Source organism: Flexilinea flocculi, assembly GCF_001192795.1.
In the GTDB taxonomy this organism is placed as follows: domain Bacteria; phylum Chloroflexota; class Anaerolineae; order Anaerolineales; family Anaerolineaceae; genus Flexilinea; species Flexilinea flocculi.
Map to the genome: position 1 here is coordinate 1928008 of NZ_DF968181.1, position 19291 is coordinate 1947298.

The window sequence follows — 19291 nt, forward strand, 5'->3', positions numbered from 1 at the left end:
TTAGGATGAAAAAAGTATTAATTGCAACGGAAAAACCGTTTTCAAAACAAGCTTCCGATGGCATAAAAGCATTGCTTCAGGAAAAAGGGCACAAAGTTCGCACACTTGAAAAATATACAGATGTCAACCAGCTTTATGAAGCAGTTGCAGATGTAAATGCGTTAATTGTCCGAAGCGATTTGATAACGAAAGAAGTCATGGCACACGCACCTAATCTTGAGATTGTTGTGCGGGCTGGCGCAGGATATGACAATATTGATCTGGATGCCGCAACACAAAAAGGCATCGTCGTTGAAAATACACCCGGTCAAAATTCAAATGCAGTTGCAGAGCTGGTATTTGGCATGACAGTCATGTATATCCGAAAGTTCTTTGACGGCTCAACCGGAACAGAATTACTCGGAAAAAAGATCGGAATTCAAGGCTTTGGAGCTGTCGGACGTTGTGTAGCCCGCATCGCAAAGGGATTCGGTATGGAAGTTTATGCTCTGGATACCTTTGCCCCAGAGGAAGTCTTTGAAAAAGCAGGAGTTCATCACGTAAAAGACATTAATGAACTTTATAAAACCTGCCAATTCATATCCTTGCACATACCTGCAAATTCTGAGACAGTAAAATCTATCAATTATGAATTACTCTCAAAAATGCCGAAAAACGCAGTCCTCATCAATACAGCCAGAGCTGAAGTGATTGATGAAGAAGGTTTAATTGAAATGTTCCAGAATCGCGAGGATTTCGGATATATTGCAGATGTTGCCCCCAAGAATAAGGATCTGATTGCAGAAAGATTCCCAAAAAGGTTTTTCTTCACACCGAAAAAATGTGGCGCGCAAACCTCCGAAGCGAATAATAACGCCGGACTTGCAGCGGCCGTACAAGTCAACAATTTCTTTGAATCCGGAGATAAGAAGTACCAAGTCAATCTGTAAATCCGAATTGTACGTCCTGTAATAGAACCAAACCTGAAATTACAATTCAAAAAATAATTTCAGGTTTTTTTTATTAACAGGTGTATTTGTATACTATTTCAATCTTGAGTGAATTGATCATCTGGTCGATACGATTAATGATTGAATAAAAGGCAGCAATTTTCTCTCGATCTGTGAGTGCGAGGAGGGCGTCAGCCCGATGAAGCAATCTTTTCCCGCATGTAGAAGGAGATTGATTCCTCCCTACAAGACTCTCAATGACAGGTTCTGCCTCTGCGTGATTCTTAAAGCTTGGTTTCATCCAATCCATTTGACTGGGTATCGAATCATTTCATACATATCATCATTCTATAATGGAAAAGCCTTGAATATTTTTAAACAAATTGTATTCATTTCTCTTTATTCGAATTACTGAATCAAGGGTGATTAAGAAAACACATAAACAACGACAGAGTATAATCAGTGAGATTAATAAAAACGAAGACCTTTTGAGAAAGGTTATTTTTGCTATGAATGAAATTAGTGTTGGCAGTGTAGTACAAGTGAAAAACGAATTAGTAGATGAAGGAACTGGCATTGACCTCAATGGCTGGAAAGCGTTTGTTCGTCAAATATTCGATCCGGATGAAAACCAACCTTTTCAGATTGTGCTGATTGAGTGGACAGCTGAAACGATTTTGCAGATCCCTGATCAATATTTTCAAAAAGTTCTAAATATTGAAGAATCATGGTCTACATATGCTCTTCCCTCCTGTTGTGTAACAGTAATTCAGGAGTCACATTCAGCAATTGATTTGGAATGGGCAAAAGAGACCGTCAGCAATCGAATTCTCTGGCCTCTGCTTGGAAGGAATGGAAAAACTATTCAACAGGTATTTGACCAGCAAGAGTTGAATCGAGAGCAGTATCCTGCTGAATATTGGATACAATATCTTAATCAAAACATGAAATTTCCGATCAAATGCAAAGTTGATTATGAATATGAAGATGAAGATGGAATATTAAAACTTGGAGACATCGTCATGCTGCAAAAACTTTCTGGCTGGGATGTCAATCTTGGATTATGGTGTGAAGTTACTTTTCAAAACAGGAATTATATTCTCCCCTTACAGGATATAACAGGCTTTGGCGGACCAATATCCAAGAATAATCGATTGATTGAGGCTTATTACACATGGATCGCGTACCGCAGCTAAGCCATTCATTCCGGCCTTTTTTGATCGGGGATGTGCAAGTGAATAATCCATTTATCCTTGCTCCGATGGATGGTATCAGCGACTCGCCATTCCGTTTAATAACCCGCGAACTCGGATCCGCAGTAAGTTATACAGAATTTATTAACACGATGGATGTTGTCAGCCATGGTGTGAGTTATGAAAAACGATGTTTTTTTTCTGAAGCGGAACGACCTGTCGTTTTTCAATTATTTGATGACGATCCGGCGAGAATGATAAAGGCATCTTTAAAACTATATCAACGATGGAAACCGGACATCATTGATGTGAATATGGGCTGTTCAGTGCGTCATGTCGTCAATCGTGGAGCTGGTGCTGAATTACTGCGGCATCCAAATAAAATAATCGAAATCGTTGACGGGCTGGTGAAAGTTCACTCGATTCCAATTACCATCAAAATTCGATTGGGATGGGATGAGCTTTCAAAAAACTATCTCGAAGTTGGAAGAATAGCTCAGGACTATGGAGCATCAGCTATCACACTGCATGCCCGCACAAAGGAACAAAATTTTATGGATCCGATCGATCTGGAATCGATCGCTTCATTGAAGCAATCCCTCCAAATTCCGGTGATTGGAAATGGTAACATACAATCGATCAAAGATGCTGATCAGATGTTTGAATACACAGAGTGTGATGCAGTGATGATTGGAAGAGCCGCAATCTGGAATCCATGGATTTTTTCTGGGTTCGATGAGAATGAAGTCCCCTATTCGCTTTTTCTCGAGACTGTTAAAAAGCATCTGGAAACCATGAAACAGTTCCATGGTCCTGAAAAAGGGTGCATCGTTTTTCGAAAATTCGCCAAGAAATATCTGCAAAAGTTTTCAATTCCTGCAGAAAGAATTGTTGAAATCATTACTACACAAGATCCGGTCCAATTCACTAATACTTTTTTCCATCTGATTGAAAATAAGAATTTATATGTAAGAAGCATAACGAAGCATGATGATGAATAAAATCGATTTACGTCTGTTTTTTACAGAGGAAGAATGGGAAAAAATCTGCGACCATTGCGGAATCTGTTGCCTTTACAAAATTGAAGATTACGACACCGGTGAATATATCTATACTCGAATTGCCTGTCCTTTTCTGGATATTGAAAAAGGAAACTGTATCTCCTATTTGGATCGATTCCACAAAATGCCGACTTGTGCGAAAATTTCTGCTGAAACGTTGGAAATTGCTCATATTTGGATGCCCAGGCATTGCGCTTATCGTTGCCTATACGAAAGGCGTCCACTACCCCCATGGCATCCACTATTTACCCAAGGAAATGAACAATCGAATGCTCAATTGTTGTCAAAAATCACTGCACTCGTTACTGCGGAAAATGATATCGAAATGTGTTCAAAGGAGAAAATTCTATCTATACGAAAATCCGCCATTCAAATGAATCCCGGAAAAAAGATAGAAAAGCAACTGGTTGCAAATGTAATCAAGGATATAAAGATTTAGTCAGCAATTTAAAACAAGGATTTACTTTTCGTATCAATCAAGAAAAATTTTTGTTCTGACGGCTTTGTGTTTCGCGGAAAACCATCAGAAAAAAATAACTCTTATCCTATTTTGAATCCCTGGGATTTCGTATTTGTGTACAAGCTTTCGTATAGTTTAGAATAATTGAAACATCATTTTTTTATATACCAATCTCTACACGATTTCAGATTGGTACTGGCTTATAAAACGCTTTGATTTGATTCGCAGCCAGATCGTCTGAACAAGAATAGCGAAATTCATTCCGGCAGTAATAACATAAACACCGGGCCATTTTTGGCTCACAATGCCTACACCAATAAAAGCCAAAATCATTCCAAAAAAGGCAAGCAACCCTTCTAAAATCCCTTTGGTTTTCTTATTCAACATTAAGATAGCCTGATAAAAATTAAGAAAAGCGTTGGTAAACGGAATTAAAAAGATCAGTAATAAAGCATTTCGAGCCAATACGGATAGTTCATCATTTAATGCAGAGAATGTCTGGAACCAGAAATCTTTTAATGGTGTCAAAATCAAGAGGGCATACACCAAGAGGGATCCAAAAGCAACAAGGAATGTAAATTTCCTAACAGATCGGTAATAACCGGGCTGTAGTAATATTGTCATTGTTACTTCGTTGCATGCATTTCCAAAACTTCTGAGAATGTTCAACAAACCGGACATAATCGGCCAGACTGCCAATGAGGCAATTGGAGTTATCATACGATTCATCGCAGCGCTGCCAATGAAGACCCATCCGAAATTAATGATCTGGGTTATTACCAATGGAATGTAAAATGATGCGAGTTCCGTATTTGAAATTATGGAAACCTTTGAATCATGATCTAAAAAATGTTTCGCAACAGGAATTCCTTTAACACCTGCATAGATAGCTTCTGCGATAACACCTGCCGATAATGCAGCCGCCCCGACAAGTGCTCCACTGACATAATCTTTGAAAACATATCCCAAAACTAACACGATCATCAGGCTTAAAACTCGAACCATTGAGCCAATTGTCACCTGTTTGGAATATCCGCATCGAATCAGAATTCCTTGATAAAAACGGCGAAAACCGATTGACCATGTCCAAGGGATGACAATAATCAAACCAATCCTTGCATAAGGCAGTAATTCAGCCGGAGTTCCCATTAAATCACGAACAACAAGAGAAAAGAGAGGCGTCAAACTGATCAATACATGAATGACGGTTAATCCAGCACAGGTAGTCATCATAAATCGATACATTTTTCGGTAATTTAACCAATCTTTACACAATGCAATAGAAGCCGAAAGCATCGCAATAATTGGAGCCTCTATGACCAATGCAATCGGTACTACTATACCGCCGTGAGCAGCAAGGCATATTTCAGGATTATTCATTCTTCCGATCACAGCCGATATTATCGGAGTATCCAAAGACATGAATAGCCAACTGATCGCCAACGGCCAAAAAATATCCAACGCTTTATTTAGTTTTGCTTTTTCAGTTAACATGCGGTTTTTATTTTACCGCTTTCTTTTTGAAATTTGCCAATGAGTTGAAATATGAATGGTTTTCATTATGCTGATTCAATTTTTGTTCGAAGCGCATTAATCTCACAACCATAAAAAATCTTCTCCATATTTCGAATAGCTAAATTGCTGATTACCGAGTAAAAATTCTTCCAATTGATAGTAAAATGAAAACATTATATGCGGAAGCATGGTCTAATCTTTTTTACATTGCAACAATTTAAAATTTTGAAATACTTAAAAAACAAGACTATCAGTAATTCTTCCCATTTTTCAAATCGATGGGATTACTGTGAAACGCTTGTAATAAATCGAATGAAATCACTGACTTATGAAAAAAAATCGAATCGCTTATTTTATTTCTTCTCATGGTTTTGGACACGCAGCACGGTCTTCTGCGATCATGGCGGAAACAAATCGACAAAATCCTCAAGTGGTTTTTGACATTTATACACAAACTCCTGAATGGTTCTTTCTGGAATCAGAAGCTCCTTTCGAAAAAAAATATACGGTTGTATCCGATATTGGAATTATTCAAATATCACCAATGGAGATGGATATTTCGGATACGATAAAAAAAGTAACTCATTTTTTATCATCAATTGAATCAGAATCGGCTTGTATGGCGGAATTATTACGAACACGAGAATATCAGCTCGTTATCAGTGATATCTCTCCATTAGGAATTAAATCCGCTCAAAAAGCAGGTATCCCCTGTATTCTATTTGAAAATTTTACCTGGGATTGGATCTATGAAATTTATGAAACGGATTATCCTGAATTCATAAAAATCAATCGAATTCTTGCGGATATCTACCGATCAGTCGACGTACACGGACGTTTGATTCCATTTTGTGACGAAACATGGGATGCGGATCTCATCATCCCGCCTGTCAGCAGAAACCCAAAACATGGGAGATCAGAAACACGTAAACAATTGGGAATCGATTCCGAACAACTCATGGGATTAATCAGTATGGGAGGCATCCCGGAAAATTTCCAGCAAGTTCGCAAAGATTTCATGAACCGACAAGACACTGTTCTGGTGATTGAAGGAAATTTTCCTGCAGTAACTCGCAGTGGCTCTCAAATTTTTCTCCCACATCATTCAGAATTTTATAATCCTGATTTAGTTTCAGCTGCTGACTTTTTCATTGGGAAAGCCGGATATAGTACAGTAGCAGAATTATTCCATGAGAATATTCCGTTTGGATATATGCTACGCTCTGATTTCAGAGAGACTGGACCTTTTCGATCATTTCTTCAGCTGCAATCGAATACGCTTGAAATCGAATGGCAAACATTTAAGGATTTCAGACTGTCAGATGCAATCAATCAGCTTATTGCGATGAAAAATCCAGAAATTCGAAGAGAGAATGGAGCAAAACTGGCGGCAGATCTTATTCTTCAAAAGCTCCGAACGGCATAATCGTTTCCGGATTCGTATCCATAATCTGCGCTTGTATTTTTCCTGCTGTCAACTCGGAAAGATCAGATTGAAACTGATCAAAAGTCTTCGTCAAGAATCGTCCTGTAATCGTCACATCTCCCTGGAAGGATTCATCCAGTATTTGTGCATTCTTTCTGATGATTAGAAGTCGGATTCTTTCATAAAAGGAATAGGGCATACTGATCTGTACCAAACAAGTCGATACCTTGACTGCTTTCGGCATAATTTCTAAAACTGATTTTGCGGCATCTCCATAAGCATGGACCAGACCGCCTATTCCGAGTTTTGTGCCACCAAAATAGCGAGTCACAACAATAATCGCATCACCGAAACCACTACCTTGTAAAACAGATAAAATCGGTTTACCTGAAGAACCAGATGGTTCACCGTCATCACTGCAATAAGCAACGGTAGAATTTCCATGTCCGATCACGTAAGCCGGTACATGATGCGAAGCATCCGGATATTGCCTCTTCACAGACTGAATAAACTCCCTCGCTTCCTCAGTCGAAAATACAGGACCGGCAACTGAAATAAACCGAGAATTAACCACAATCATCTCAGTGCTGACAATTTTTTCCGGAATAATGTAGCAATCAGACATCAATTTCCTGTAATTTTACGTAATTTTCATCAAATAGCAGTTATACGAAATATAAGAAGGATTAAATGTTATGATATCGTTTTTGTTCTCAGTGGAAAAATAACACAATAATAAATTTTCTTTGTTATTACAAATGTTGCTTCCAGATTCGAATTACAGAGTTCGATCATTCGCTTTTACTGTTGATCATGTTTTGTAAAACCTGCCAGGATCCCACCCATGGCGTACCAAAACGATGATGTTCAGCGATCTTAATGGTTGAAAAAACCTGCGCAATTTCTACGACAATTGGAATTATCTCCGAGTAATTTTCAGTCAACACATAAGGTCGTAAACGATCAGCTAAAATCTTAGACCAATCCCAATCCATTCGAAATCGATCAGCTTTAATCCAATAACCACGTTTTTCCCATGCCTCCACAGATATATCAACCGTCTCAAAAATCCGATCTAATGACATTAAAATATAGGCAATTAAATCTCGAGAAATATCATTTGGTTCCTGCTGTTTCATCAGTTCCCGAATGGCAATGACAATTGTTTTTGATAAACGTGTTCGCTCACTGCCTGTGTTGTCTGGATTAATTACTCTGCTCATCACCGCTCCTGTATTCTTCTCGTAGATTTCCATGCATAATCAAAGTATTATACATCCATCTATTTCCGGGAAATAATCAGCAATTTAAAATTGAGGAAGAATTCCTTTTTGTTCGTATGATTCGACGCTTAGTAGAAAACTATAAGTACAACAATGATTTCTTTTCGTATTTCCGATCGCTATTCATAAGAATAAAAGAAAAAACGGAAGAATTACTGGTAAAATCAATATTACTTCAGCCATAGTTTTATAGAATTGATGATCAATTTTTTAATAAATTGAAATGTACTAAGGTATAAAAAAACTATTCAGAATAATCTCATTGTTTTGAGTAACAAAATCGTACGCAATCATAAAAAAAAGGAGTTTTTTATGGAAATTCACGAGATGAAAGAAGGAAACAAATTAAGCATAACGCTTTCCGGGCGTTTGGATACAATTACGGCGCCAGATCTGGAAAACAAACTAAATTCCTCGCTTGACAATATTAATGAATTAATCTTTGATTTCTCAGCACTGAGTTATCTTTCCAGCGCCGGTCTGCGCGTTCTGCTTTCCGCACAAAAAAGGATGAACCGACAAGGTTCATTAGTTATCCATGGTGTCAATGAAACCATCATGGAAATATTTGAAGCAACAGGATTCACTGACATTCTCAAGATCGAATAACAGAACAATATGCGGAAGACTTTTCAAAAATGGCTGCTTCTTTTTGTGGCAGGAGCGTTTTTTTTAACGCTTTGTCTTTCATTCTATTTACAGACTCGCGAAGCCAATTCTAATTCAATCGATTTAATCGATCTAAAATTAGACGATGCGGTAAAACAGATTAAACTCAACACAAGAAATGTTGAAGCCATCCGCATCATGACAGAATCAGAAGCGCTGGCAAAGGCACGCGCTTTAGCCGAAATAATTCTTAATAATCCGGATGTTCTGAAAGAAAAAGGCTGGCCAGGAAGGATGGAAAAGATCCTGGATGTGGATGAAGTTCACATCATTAACAAAGACGGGATTATCGTTGCATCCTCTTCAGCAACCGGATATGATATGAGATCAAACGCTCAATCTAAAGAATTCCTGGCAGGTTTGGGAAATCCGGATTTTGAGTATGTTCAAGAAGCACAACCCAGAGGTATGGATCAGGAAATCTTTCAGTATACTGGAGTATCCCGTCTGGACGAAACAGGCATTGTGCAAATTGGCTATTATCCGACAAGATTAGCCAATGCTATGAGTTTGGCAGATATCGAAAATTTGGCAGATGGTTTCCGTATTGGCAATCATGGTAGCATTCTGATCACAAAAAGCGGAATTATTGTCAGTTCAATTGATGAGAAACTTTTAGGATTACGGATGGATTCGTTTGGAATCCAATCCGGGACATTGAACAAAAAAGAACCATTTTATGCAACAATTGAAGGGGTTAAATATCTTTGCAAGCCAAAAATTTTCAGCCCCTATGTACTGATTGGAATTCTTCCGGTTGATGAGATGTATGTCAGCCGCAATGAAATGATTCGTTCGATAGTTTTTTCGAATACGATTCTTTTCGGCATCGTTTTCCTCCTGGTCTCATTTCTTGTAGATCGGGTTGTCATTTCCGGTATCTTTCATGTCAATCGCTCTCTTGAGAAAATTACAGAGGGAAATCTGGATGAACGGGTTGATGTCCGTTCTAATCCGGAATTCGTCTCACTTTCTGATGGAATCAATTCGACTGTATCAGCTTTGAAAGACGCAATTGCAGAGGCAGCGGCAAGAATTGACAAAGAACTTGAGTTTGCCAGAGAAATCCAGCTGTCCAGTTTACCGACGCTGTTTCCTCCATTTCCAGATAGAACCGAATTTGATATTTTTGCAGCCATTTTTACAGCGAAAGAAGTCGGGGGTGACTTTTATGATTTCTTCATGATTGATGAAGACCATCTCACAATTGTCATTGCCGATGTTTCCGGCAAAGGGATCCCCGCTGCATTGTTTATGATGACATCCAAAACGATGATCCAAAACCTTGCTGAATCCGGACGTTCTCCAGCAGAAATTTTTACCGATGCCAACCGCCATCTTTGTGAAAATAATGAAGCAGAGATGTTTGTAACCGCTTTCTTAGGGATATTAGAAATTTCAACCGGGAAATTCACCTATGTCAATGCCGGTCATAATAAGCCACTATTCAGACAATCTTTAAAAGCTTATGACTGGATCCAGACAAAACCAGGTTTTATATTAGCTGGATTAGATACTACGCAATACAAACAAACGGAAATCATCCTTCATCCCGGTGATCAGTTATTCTTCTATACAGATGGAATTACGGAGGCTATGAATCAATCGGGAGCGTTGTTTGGGAATGATCATCTAAAAGACTTCTTAAATTCTCCTGAAGTAATTAATTACAATCCGGCTGATCTGATACACGTTGTCAAGGAGGAGATAGATATATTTGCCAATGACGCTCCTCAGGCAGATGACATTACGATGCTGGCTTTGCAATACAAGGGACACGGAATATCATGAAAGAGATCACAGTCAACGCTGATCGTTCGCATTTGGAAGAAGTACAACATTTCATTGAAATTGAGCTTGAAAAGATTGCGTGTCCAATGAAAATATGTATGCAAATCGCGTTGGCAATAGAAGAGATATTTGTCAATATCGCGGATTATGCTTATCATCCGAATACAGGCACAGTAACGATTCGGAGTACAATTCAGAAAAGCGTGCCTGCAATCATGATCCAGTTCCTGGATCAGGGGAAACCGTATAATCCGCTTGAAAGAATCGATGCAGACATCACATTGAACGCTGAAGAACGGGCTATAGGCGGTCTTGGTATATTATTGGTAAAAAAGACAATGGATAATGTCAAATATGAGTACAAAGATGGAAAAAACATTTTAACGATTCAAAAGAACCTGAAATAAGTACCCGATAGCCTCATTTTCGTGCTTCTAACTTGAATAAAAAAAGAATGATTGATTGTTGTGTCGCATTTGCACTACCCTCAAAAACGACACAACAATCAATTTTCTTCCCATGTTTTCAAAATATTTTCACAAATCTCGAATTATTGAAATGAAAGTGTAATCATGGAAGGAAAGACAAAGGCAGGATTCATTTTTATCAGCATTTCGCTCTTCTTTTTTGCTGGAGTATTATTTTTTATTTCCATTCAGGAATATCAAAAACAAAGCCAAATTATACCGAGCGATTCGACCATTGGTCCGTTTTCCATTGGGGAACTGGAAATAAGCCAGGCGTTAGTAGAACCTAAAACCTTTTTCCAACAACCTGTCATGCTTTCCTACCAGGATCAATTAATCCAGGTTTCTCCTGAAATTTTTGATTTTCATTTGGATCTTAATTCTCTGGAAAGTGATCTAAAATCCCAGATGGAAAATATCTATTCCAATAAGAATTTTTTTCCATATCTTTTTGGTAAATTTCATGCAGAACCAATTCATCTGGAATTGAAAATGAGCTGGAGCCAACAAAAAATTCGTGATTACCTTATCAACGAAATTGTTCCGCGTTATGATAAACCGGCAAAAGCGAAACAGCCGATTCTGAATGGATCAGGTTTTCTTGCTGGAGAATTTGGTTTTGCATTGGATATTGATTCGTCCATTCAAACCATCGAGAAAGCGCTGGTTTCAGTTGAAAGCCGGTTTGCTGTTTTATCCGTTACAAGAATTGATGAACCGAAAGCAATAATCAACAATCTGGAAACTCAATTGAAACAACTTATTGACCAAATTCAGGAACAGGGACAAATTACGGAAGTAGTTCTGATCGATCCGTCTACTGGAGACACTTTTGATTTTGCCAGACAGAATCAAAAAGATGTCCCTCCAGAAATCTCCTTCACTGCAGCAAGCACCATCAAGATTCCAATCATGATTTCATCCTTCCGTATAATGGATGAAGAACCCGATGCCACCACAAAGAAGCAATTATCCTTGATGATTACTGAATCCAAAAATGAACAGACCGATTGGATGATGGAAAACATCATCGGAGGGAATCTGGCTCCGCTGACTGTAACGGATGATATGAGAAAACTGGGATATAAGAATATATTTCTTGCCGGATACTTCTATTTAGGAGCACCTTTGCTCGATATCATTGAAACACCGGCAAATACCCGTACGGATATCAATTTAAAGCCGGATATGTATAATCAGACAACTGCAAAGGATATGACAAATCTTTTATTCGATTTATATCAATGCAGTCAAGACGGCTCAGGCAAATTAACAGAAGTGTTTCCGAAAAAAATTACGCAGACAGAATGTTCCAGCATGATAGACCTCTTAAAAAGAAACCACTTGCCTTATCTGATCAGCGCTGGAGTTCCGGATGGCACTGTGGTTGCTCACAAACACGGTTGGATTGAAGAAAGTGACGGATTGTTGCACACTATGAGCAATGTGGGTATCGTTTATACTCCGAATGGAGACTATATTTTGGGTATCTATACATATCACCCAGAAAATCTGATTTTTGAAGAGGGGAATAAATTGTTTACGCAAATTTCTGCTGCAGTTTATGGGTATTTCGTCCCGATTTCGGAAAAATCCTCAGAATAATCAAATAAGCAAATCAATGAATCATTATCTGGCTCAATTTCGTTTATCTTTTATGAAAAAAATAGCTTACATTTTTTTTGTATTCATTCTGACCGGTTGTTCGGCAGCAAGACCTTCTACAGAAGACATGGTAGCGAATGCAGTTATGCAGACATTGAGCGCTATTCCTTCTACTGCAACATTGACACAACAAATTAAAGGGATTCCTTCTGAAGCCGTCACGCTTCCTTCACCAACGCAAATGCCTTCGATCCAAATCGCTAATTTGCAAAATCCGCCAGAAATAAAAATAATTACACCAACACAAATTTCTTTTAAATCTGTTGTTCAAGATCAATTTACAAAAGATGCGGCTGGATTTGGGATCGCCGAAAATTTCGATGATGAAACGATCCGGATGGAAATTATTGGTGGAAATTTAAATATCAATCCCAAAATGAAAAATGGGTGGAGAAATTGGAGACTCAGACCTCCGGAAATCAGCGACGGCTTTGTTGAAATAAAGTTCAAGTTCAATTCCTGTTTTAACGCTGATCAGTTTGGAATTGTCGTTCGGGCGCCAGACTATGCTACAGGAAACGGATATTACGGATCGATTTCTTGTGATGGCAAGGTTCAGATCCAGCGTAACGCATCAACCCTGGCTTCTGGTTTCGTAGATAGGAACCTATTGAAAATCAATGATTTCAATTTATTAAAACTGATATTTATCGGGAATCAACTGGAAATGTACCTGAATGGAGAAAAAGCCGCAGAAGCAAAAGACGATATATTGAAAAAAGGGTATTGTGGTTTTTTCACTGCACCAGCGGCTCAAAATTCAATGTCCGTCTCAATCGATGATTTTTCCATTTATTCAACAGATAGACTGAATTAAAAACCCTCTGCTACAAAGGATTGGAATTTTCAGGTACATCCTTCAGTGATTTTTCAAATTATTTTTTACAAATAATCTTTCAAATTATGCTCGACCGCATAAGCAGCCGCTTCAGCCCGATTGCTAGTTCCTAATTTCGAGAGTATACTGCTGACGTAATTGCGCACAGTCCCCTCGCCTAAGAACAGTGATTTCGCAATCTCACGGTTTGTCTTTCCTTCAGAAACTAAAATGAGGACATGTTTTTCCTGTTGGCTCAGGATTGCAAATGCTGACGCTTCTTCTTCTTTCACAGCACGGCGAACTTCCTGAAAAACGCGCTGTGTAACCAAAGGATCCAATAAAGCATCCCCTCGGCTGACTTGTTCCAGAGAACGGATCAAATCCTCGCTGCTGATTTGTTTCAATAAATATCCTGAGGCACCAGCACGGATTGCAGAAAAAAGCATTTCATCTTCCGCATAAGATGTTAGCATAACTACACGAATATCGGGGTACATTTGAACAATTTCTTCACAAGCATCAATTCCTGATACTCCTGGAAGACGAATATCCATCAATACAATGTCAGGTCTGATTTTCCCCGTCAATTCGATTGCTTCTTTTGCGTTACTGGCTTCTCCAACGACTTCGAATTGTGAACTCTGATCTAATAGTGCCTTAATACCAAGTCTCACAACTTCATGATCGTCAACAAGTACTATGCGCATTTTCGCCATTGTGCTGGAACTCCTGACTTTTATTCAAATGATAAAATTTTCAGCTATTCTTAATATAAAAAAGAATTCTTTGATTTTCGTATCTCAAATTACTGATAATATTTGTAAATGTCAAATGCAACATCCAAGTGAAGTATAATGTCATATCAGAACCATGTCAAAATAATAATTTCCACCTGACAAGTTACATTGTACACCAAAAAATAAAGCAAGGCAAACAAATGAAAATTGGAATTTTTGGGGCAGGGCCTGCCGGAATTTTTGCAGCGCTTAATGTCCGTAATGTAATAATGAATGATATTTATCTATTTGATGCCAATCCCCGCATCGGCAAAAAATTCTCCGTCACGGGAAGCGGGCGCTGTAATATCACGAATTTAAATATCCAATCTGACGCATATTTCAGTTTCCAGCCTGCCAACCTGAAAAAAATATTTGACCGTTATTCCCCGATCCATGTGCGAAATATTTTGGATGAGTTAGGCATACCCACCGTTACGACAGACGATGGCTGGGTTTATCCCCAATCCTATTCAGCCAATAACGTTGTACAAATTTTAAGAGACCATTTGGATTCTCGGGGGATTCATATCATCGAAGACACGAAAGTAATTTCGGTCGAAAATCGAAATAATGAGTTCATACTCACCGTTGATAACCAACAGAAAAAATTTCATTTTGATCGTCTGGTTGCTGCGACTGGCGGGAAAGCATTCCCGCAATTACGTGCTGATACTTCCATTCTGAAGGATTTCGAAAAAATGGGAATCCAAACTGTCCCATTTCGCCCTGCACTTGTTCCTGTGGAACTATCAGAAAAGACCTTTCAACCGATCGCTGGAATTCGCATGGATGCAGAAATTCAACTTTTTAAAAATAACTTGCTGATTAGGAAAAATATTGGAAATATCATCTTTACTGATTTCGGATTAAATGGACCCGGTATCATGAATCTAAGCCATTTAATCGATCCAAATAACGAGAAGATTTTTTCAGTCATCATCAATTTTCTTCCGGAAAGCAACCGAAAACAAATCGAGAATTTTTTTGAAAAAACAAGAAAAACGCCCTTCCATTATCGAAGCATTTTCCTATCACTCCTTCCAGAAAAAGTGGTAGATTTTTTCTTTAATCGATGGAAATTACCAGAAAACACGATTTGCAGTGATATTCCAATAAAAAATATGCATGCTCATCTCAAAGATATGCAGAGTATTCGAGTTGGAATTCATACTGTTAAAGGGTATAAATTTGCCCAGGCATCAGCAGGCGGGATTCTTCTTTCAGAGATCGATTTGGACACAATGCAGTCAAAAAAAATTCCAGGGCTCTTTTTTGCAGGTGAAATCTTAGATGTAACGGGACCTTGCGGCGGTTACAACCTACATTGGGCGATAACTTCCGGGATCATCGCTGGAGAATCAATAAATGCTCAAGCGGATTAAACAGTAATTCTTAACATCGACAGACAATTCGAACCTATCGCAACAAATTCATCCTATTTTATAAATCAGAGAAGAATTATCGATTTCTTCCAAAAAAAGAAAAAACTACCGAATTATAAAAAAAACTCACAAAATATTTTGTGAGTTTTCCTTTTTTTTATCCAATTTTATCGCGGTGGGTTTGTTTTCCACGTTCTTCGGTATTCAGAATGCGTTTCCGAATTCTAAAACTCAATGGTGTTACTTCCAGCAATTCATCATCAGCAAGGTACTCAATAGCCTCATCCAGACTCATCTGACGTATCCCGTTCAAACGAATCTCAATATCCTTATTGGATTGCCGCATATTGGTCAAATGCTTCTTCTTGCAGACGTTGACTGAAAGATCGGACATCCGCATGGATTCACCAATTACCATTCCCTCATAAACATCTACGCCTGCATCAACAAAAAGAACACCGCGTTCCTCAGCATTTTTTAGCCCATAAGTGGTCGTTTGCCCATCTTCCCATGCAACAATGGAATTTGTATTACGGTTGGTTAATGCCCCGGCATAAGGGGCATATTCAAGAAAAGATGTATTAATGATTCCCATACCGTGCGTTGCAGTCAGGAACTGGTAACGGAAACCGAGTAAACCTCGCGTAGGGATAACATAAGCAAGATGAACAGACCCATCCGGATTATCATACATATCCTGCAAACGCCCTTTCCTCATTCCCATCATTTCTACAACCGTTCCAACAGTATCCGGACTTGTATCGATATGAGCTTCTTCAAAAGGTTCCAGCATCTCGCCATTGACTCCGGACATCATAATAACTTCAGGGCGGGAGATTTGAAATTCATAGCCTTCTCTACGCATAGTTTCGATCAGGATCGCCAAGTGAAGTTCCCCGCGTCCTGAAACAATGAAACTATCTGCGCTATCAGTATCAGCAACCCGCAATGCCACATTATTGCGCAATTCAGCGTATAATCGTTCACGAAGTTTCCGGGAGGTACCCCATTTTCCTTCTCGACCGGCAAATGGAGATGTGTTGACACCAAAGGTCATTTTCACTGTTGGTTCTTCGACATAAATTGCCGGTAAAGCCTCTGGATGCTCTGGATCGGTTAATGTTTCTCCAATCGAAACACCTTCCAATCCGGCTATCGATATGATTTCTCCTGCAGCAGCAGAATTCGTTTCAACCTTTTCCAGTCCGCTATAAGTATATAAATAGCGAGCTTTCTCCGGTACGATCGATCCATCCAGCTTAATTCTGGCTAAGTTCATGCCTGCAGTGATGGTTCCGCGATGAATTCTACCGATTGCATTTAAACCCCGATAATCGTCATAGGAAATATTTGTTACCACGATTTGAAATGGCGCATCCGGTTCAACAATAGGCGGGTTGATTTTTCTTAAGATCGTTTCAAACAAAGGCTGCAGGCTTGGCGATAATTCTTCTGTATAACCCGCACGTCCTTGAATTCCATTTGCATAAACGACCGGGAAATCAGTCTGTTCATCATTTGCTCCAAGTTCAACGAACAAATCAAATGTTTTATTTAATGTCCGATCCGGATCCGCATCTTTCCGATCCATCTTATTGATCACAACAATGACTTTGTGGCCCATTGACAGCGCTTTTTTTAATACAAAACGTGTCTGAGCCATTGGACCTTCTGCAGCATCCACCAATAGCAAAGCCCCATCCACCATATTCATGACACGCTCTACTTCGCCGCCAAAATCGGCATGCCCTGGAGTGTCAACGATATTGATTTTTACCAATTCACCAGTTTCGTTATCGGGAATGGCAATCGCTGTATTTTTCGACAAAATCGTAATACCGCGTTCTCGTTCAAGATCATTTGAATCCATAATGCGCTCTTCAACCTGTTGGTTTTCACGAAATACTTTGGCTTGTTTCAGCATCGCGTCCACAAGCGTGGTTTTTCCGTGATCAACATGGGCAATGATCGCAATATTACGAATATCTTTTCTTTCAATAGTCATATATCAGTCCGTTTCCATCTTATACCAGTAATTTAAAATTGGGAAAAGTCTTTATAAAAAGAGAAAACGATTGTCGTAGTATCGCTTTTGCATGCTGTGCAAAACGACACAACAACTGAGAATTCTTTTCCATATTTCAAATCGTTAATTTTATACCGTACCATTTGAGTCTTTGACAAGATATATCATGGGAATACTCAAAATTGTAACCAGCATCTTTAAAATGACATTTCCTAAAAATATCTGCCAGACAGCATCGATTGGCATTGTTCCGAAAAATGCAATAAAAACAAATAATAACGAGTCAAGGGGAACACTGAATCCATTAGAGACGACGACTCTTGCCCATTGATGCCGCTTTGTAACTTTTTCAACCCACCAGCTATAAACTTCCGTATCAAGCAGTTCTGAAAAAACTTCAGCCACAATCGATGCGATCGTAATCCGCCATACCGGAGTTAATACTCGAATCCAAAGATCGCTCCCTCCCGCATTTTGGTCATACGGAAGCAAAGAAATAAAATAAAAGCATAATGCCATAAATAAATTGATCACTGCAGCGCAAATGATCAAGAGACGGGCATTCTCTTTTCCCATTTTCTTTTGAACCACATCCCGAAGCGTAAAAGAAAATGGATAGATAAATGTCCCAGCATCCAGAGCTGTACCAAATATCGAAACAATCTGCAGGCTGCTGATATCAGAGATCATCTGAACACCAATATAAGCAGAGATAATAATCACTGCACTAATTGCAGCTCTTTTTTCCAACACAGTCGCGTTAAGGGTTTGAATATTTTTCATAAACACGCTGGATTATACGCAATTTCGAGAAGAATTCGAACAGAAAGTCCTAAAGACATGATAACCCGCCATAGAAATCTATACATGCAGCGACAATTTATATCTAAGAAAAGAATATTAAGAAAATTACTCTCGACTTATTTCCTTTAATTGAATCGATTTTATTGTTTATCCTATGAAATTCAGGAAAGAAAAATAGGACAATTCTTTTATGACAAGAGACAAACAGTGTATTTAACAAGTTTTTTATCTTGCATATTTTTTGTATTTGTATTATTATTTGATTACAGATATATTATCTAATGATGATTTAAGGAACCATGCAGTGAATCAATCAACATTTCTACACCGAGCTAAAAATCCGGCACAACGATCAGAGAAGTGCAACGAATCAGAAAAGATTCTAAGAGATCAAGGGATTACAAAATTTTGTGATTACTTGTTCTGGAAAAAGTGGATCGATAGAATCCTGGCATTCTTATTATTAATCCTCCTTTCTCCGGTCTTTTTAATCATAGCCATAAGCGTTCTTATTTCAGTTGGGAGGCCGATTATTTTCCATCAAGAACGAATCGGATTTCAGGGAAAAGTTTTCACAATTTATAAATTTAATAAAATGAAATCAAATTTTAATGAGAATAAACCATCGCTCTCTGAAGAACAAAGAATGACGAAGTTAGGAAAATTTCTGCGCAACTCATCTTTAGATGAACTGCCGCAGCTTTGGAACATTTTTCGAGGAGAAATGTCCTTCGTTGGACCAAGGCCAATTCTTTCCAGCGATATTATTTTTTTAAATGAAGAACAAAAGAAAAGACATACTGTGCGTCCGGGATTGACAGGGTTAGCACAAATCAATGGCAGAAACAGTTTACTATGGGAAGACAAGTTCAATTTCGATCTGGATTACATTCATAGGCTTTCCCTGGGCATCGATCTGATAATCTGCCTAAAAACGATTTTGTGCGTCATTCAGCATAAGAATGTCAACAATGATATCAATCGAATCCATCTGATTAATCTCGCCGAATAATTATTAAAA

At 38.6% G+C, this 19291-nt stretch carries 18 protein-coding genes; 12 read left to right on the forward strand and 6 right to left on the reverse strand.

Annotated elements, in window-relative coordinates; translation table 11 throughout:
• Positions 1 to 5 precede the first annotated feature (5 nt).
• From ATC1_RS12980 to ATC1_RS13000, 4 genes are all read left to right on the forward strand, one after another.
• The gene (locus tag ATC1_RS12980) at positions 6 to 929 is read left to right on the forward strand and encodes an NAD(P)-dependent oxidoreductase (protein WP_062283056.1); all 924 of its coding nucleotides are present in this window, start codon (positions 6 to 8) and stop codon (positions 927 to 929) included.
• 509 nt (positions 930 to 1438) lie between these two features.
• Positions 1439 to 2125, forward strand: a complete 687-nt coding sequence (locus tag ATC1_RS12990; protein ID WP_062283062.1) for a hypothetical protein — start codon at positions 1439 to 1441, stop codon at positions 2123 to 2125.
• Complete coding sequence (locus ATC1_RS12995) at positions 2104 to 3123, forward strand: tRNA dihydrouridine synthase (RefSeq protein ID WP_062283065.1); 1020 nt, start codon at positions 2104 to 2106, stop codon at positions 3121 to 3123. The genes ATC1_RS12990 and ATC1_RS12995 overlap by 22 nt, the downstream gene beginning before the upstream one ends.
• Positions 3110 to 3622, forward strand: coding sequence for a YkgJ family cysteine cluster protein (locus ATC1_RS13000; protein ID WP_062283068.1), 513 nt, complete (start codon positions 3110 to 3112; stop codon positions 3620 to 3622). The genes ATC1_RS12995 and ATC1_RS13000 overlap by 14 nt, the downstream gene beginning before the upstream one ends.
• A gap of 195 nt (positions 3623 to 3817) precedes the next feature.
• On the opposite strand, the gene ATC1_RS13005 is transcribed toward ATC1_RS13000, so the two are convergent.
• Positions 3818 to 5137, reverse strand: a complete 1320-nt coding sequence (locus ATC1_RS13005; RefSeq protein ID WP_062283071.1) for a hypothetical protein — start codon at positions 5135 to 5137, stop codon at positions 3818 to 3820.
• A 349-nt stretch (positions 5138 to 5486) separates the two neighbouring features.
• Here ATC1_RS13005 and ATC1_RS13010 point away from each other — a divergent pair, with 349 nt between their 5' ends.
• Complete coding sequence (locus ATC1_RS13010; protein WP_062283075.1) at positions 5487 to 6584, forward strand: hypothetical protein; 1098 nt, start codon at positions 5487 to 5489, stop codon at positions 6582 to 6584.
• Here ATC1_RS13010 and ATC1_RS13015 read toward each other — a convergent pair.
• Together ATC1_RS13015 and ATC1_RS13020 are read right to left on the reverse strand one after the other, a co-directional pair.
• Positions 6556 to 7209 carry a YigZ family protein gene (locus ATC1_RS13015; RefSeq protein ID WP_062283079.1) on the reverse strand — a complete coding sequence of 218 codons (654 nt, stop codon included), beginning with the start codon at positions 7207 to 7209 and terminating at the stop codon, positions 6556 to 6558. The genes ATC1_RS13010 and ATC1_RS13015 overlap by 29 nt on opposite strands.
• Positions 7210 to 7375: 166 nt before the next feature.
• Positions 7376 to 7807 carry a hypothetical protein gene (locus ATC1_RS13020; protein WP_152024320.1) on the reverse strand — a complete coding sequence of 144 codons (432 nt, stop codon included), beginning with the start codon at positions 7805 to 7807 and terminating at the stop codon, positions 7376 to 7378.
• A gap of 372 nt (positions 7808 to 8179) precedes the next feature.
• Here ATC1_RS13020 and ATC1_RS13025 point away from each other — a divergent pair, with 372 nt between their 5' ends.
• The 5 genes from ATC1_RS13025 (at position 8180) to ATC1_RS13045 (ending at position 13276) form a co-directional block, all read left to right on the forward strand.
• The gene (locus tag ATC1_RS13025) at positions 8180 to 8476 is read left to right on the forward strand and encodes an STAS domain-containing protein (RefSeq protein ID WP_062283085.1); all 297 of its coding nucleotides are present in this window, start codon (positions 8180 to 8182) and stop codon (positions 8474 to 8476) included.
• A 9-nt stretch (positions 8477 to 8485) separates the two neighbouring features.
• Positions 8486 to 10327, forward strand: coding sequence for a PP2C family protein-serine/threonine phosphatase (locus ATC1_RS13030; protein WP_062283088.1), 1842 nt, complete (start codon positions 8486 to 8488; stop codon positions 10325 to 10327).
• Positions 10324 to 10734: an ATP-binding protein gene (locus tag ATC1_RS13035; protein WP_062283090.1), complete on the forward strand. Its 411-nt coding sequence runs from the start codon at positions 10324 to 10326 to the stop codon at positions 10732 to 10734. Before ATC1_RS13030 ends, ATC1_RS13035 begins: the two co-directional genes overlap by 4 nt.
• Before the next feature lie 165 nt (positions 10735 to 10899).
• Positions 10900 to 12399, forward strand: a complete 1500-nt coding sequence (locus tag ATC1_RS13040; protein ID WP_062283093.1) for a serine hydrolase — start codon at positions 10900 to 10902, stop codon at positions 12397 to 12399.
• A gap of 16 nt (positions 12400 to 12415) precedes the next feature.
• A complete protein-coding gene (locus ATC1_RS13045) occupies positions 12416 to 13276 on the forward strand; it encodes a hypothetical protein (protein ID WP_152024321.1) in 861 nt (286 codons plus the stop codon).
• Between the two features lie 65 nt (positions 13277 to 13341).
• Here the strand turns inward: ATC1_RS13045 and ATC1_RS13050 are convergent, their stop codons facing one another.
• Positions 13342 to 13995 carry a response regulator gene (locus tag ATC1_RS13050; RefSeq protein WP_062283102.1) on the reverse strand — a complete coding sequence of 218 codons (654 nt, stop codon included), beginning with the start codon at positions 13993 to 13995 and terminating at the stop codon, positions 13342 to 13344.
• Between the two features lie 221 nt (positions 13996 to 14216).
• Between ATC1_RS13050 and ATC1_RS13055 the strand changes: the two genes are divergently transcribed.
• The gene (locus ATC1_RS13055; RefSeq protein ID WP_062283105.1) at positions 14217 to 15440 is read left to right on the forward strand and encodes a BaiN/RdsA family NAD(P)/FAD-dependent oxidoreductase; all 1224 of its coding nucleotides are present in this window, start codon (positions 14217 to 14219) and stop codon (positions 15438 to 15440) included.
• A 157-nt stretch (positions 15441 to 15597) separates the two neighbouring features.
• Here ATC1_RS13055 and typA read toward each other — a convergent pair whose 3' ends face one another.
• Both typA and ATC1_RS13065 read right to left on the reverse strand, forming a co-directional pair.
• Complete coding sequence (gene typA, locus ATC1_RS13060; protein ID WP_062283107.1) at positions 15598 to 17445, reverse strand: translational GTPase TypA; 1848 nt, start codon at positions 17443 to 17445, stop codon at positions 15598 to 15600.
• A 150-nt stretch (positions 17446 to 17595) separates the two neighbouring features.
• Positions 17596 to 18249, reverse strand: a complete 654-nt coding sequence (locus tag ATC1_RS13065; RefSeq protein ID WP_082174801.1) for a queuosine precursor transporter — start codon at positions 18247 to 18249, stop codon at positions 17596 to 17598.
• Positions 18250 to 18574: 325 nt separating this feature from the next.
• On the opposite strand from ATC1_RS13065, the gene ATC1_RS13070 reads away from it, so the two are divergent.
• The gene (locus tag ATC1_RS13070) at positions 18575 to 19282 is read left to right on the forward strand and encodes a sugar transferase (RefSeq protein WP_201777287.1); all 708 of its coding nucleotides are present in this window, start codon (positions 18575 to 18577) and stop codon (positions 19280 to 19282) included.
• The last annotated feature ends 9 nt before the right edge of the window (positions 19283 to 19291 follow it).

What these genes read in the sequence shown, in the direction of transcription:
- ATC1_RS13040 (WP_062283093.1), top strand. Translation starts at nt 10,900, where the DNA reads ATGGAAGGAAAGACAAAGGCAGGATTCATTTTTATCAGCATTTCGCTC.
- ATC1_RS13030 (WP_062283088.1), top strand. Translation starts at nt 8,486, where the DNA reads ATGCGGAAGACTTTTCAAAAATGGCTGCTTCTTTTTGTGGCAGGAGCG.
- ATC1_RS13015 (WP_062283079.1), bottom strand. Translation starts at nt 7,209, where the DNA reads ATGTCTGATTGCTACATTATTCCGGAAAAAATTGTCAGCACTGAGATG.
- ATC1_RS13045 (WP_152024321.1), top strand. Translation starts at nt 12,416, where the DNA reads ATGAATCATTATCTGGCTCAATTTCGTTTATCTTTTATGAAAAAAATA.
- ATC1_RS13005 (WP_062283071.1), bottom strand. Translation starts at nt 5,137, where the DNA reads ATGTTAACTGAAAAAGCAAAACTAAATAAAGCGTTGGATATTTTTTGG.
- ATC1_RS13025 (WP_062283085.1), top strand. Translation starts at nt 8,180, where the DNA reads ATGGAAATTCACGAGATGAAAGAAGGAAACAAATTAAGCATAACGCTT.
- ATC1_RS13055 (WP_062283105.1), top strand. Translation starts at nt 14,217, where the DNA reads ATGAAAATTGGAATTTTTGGGGCAGGGCCTGCCGGAATTTTTGCAGCG.
- ATC1_RS12980 (WP_062283056.1), top strand. Translation starts at nt 6, where the DNA reads ATGAAAAAAGTATTAATTGCAACGGAAAAACCGTTTTCAAAACAAGCT.
- ATC1_RS13050 (WP_062283102.1), bottom strand. Translation starts at nt 13,995, where the DNA reads ATGGCGAAAATGCGCATAGTACTTGTTGACGATCATGAAGTTGTGAGA.
- ATC1_RS13065 (WP_082174801.1), bottom strand. Translation starts at nt 18,249, where the DNA reads ATGAAAAATATTCAAACCCTTAACGCGACTGTGTTGGAAAAAAGAGCT.
- ATC1_RS12990 (WP_062283062.1), top strand. Translation starts at nt 1,439, where the DNA reads ATGAATGAAATTAGTGTTGGCAGTGTAGTACAAGTGAAAAACGAATTA.
- ATC1_RS13000 (WP_062283068.1), top strand. Translation starts at nt 3,110, where the DNA reads ATGATGATGAATAAAATCGATTTACGTCTGTTTTTTACAGAGGAAGAA.
- ATC1_RS13035 (WP_062283090.1), top strand. Translation starts at nt 10,324, where the DNA reads ATGAAAGAGATCACAGTCAACGCTGATCGTTCGCATTTGGAAGAAGTA.
- ATC1_RS13010 (WP_062283075.1), top strand. Translation starts at nt 5,487, where the DNA reads ATGAAAAAAAATCGAATCGCTTATTTTATTTCTTCTCATGGTTTTGGA.
- ATC1_RS13020 (WP_152024320.1), bottom strand. Translation starts at nt 7,807, where the DNA reads ATGAGCAGAGTAATTAATCCAGACAACACAGGCAGTGAGCGAACACGT.
- typA (WP_062283107.1), bottom strand. Translation starts at nt 17,445, where the DNA reads ATGACTATTGAAAGAAAAGATATTCGTAATATTGCGATCATTGCCCAT.
- ATC1_RS12995 (WP_062283065.1), top strand. Translation starts at nt 2,104, where the DNA reads ATGGATCGCGTACCGCAGCTAAGCCATTCATTCCGGCCTTTTTTGATC.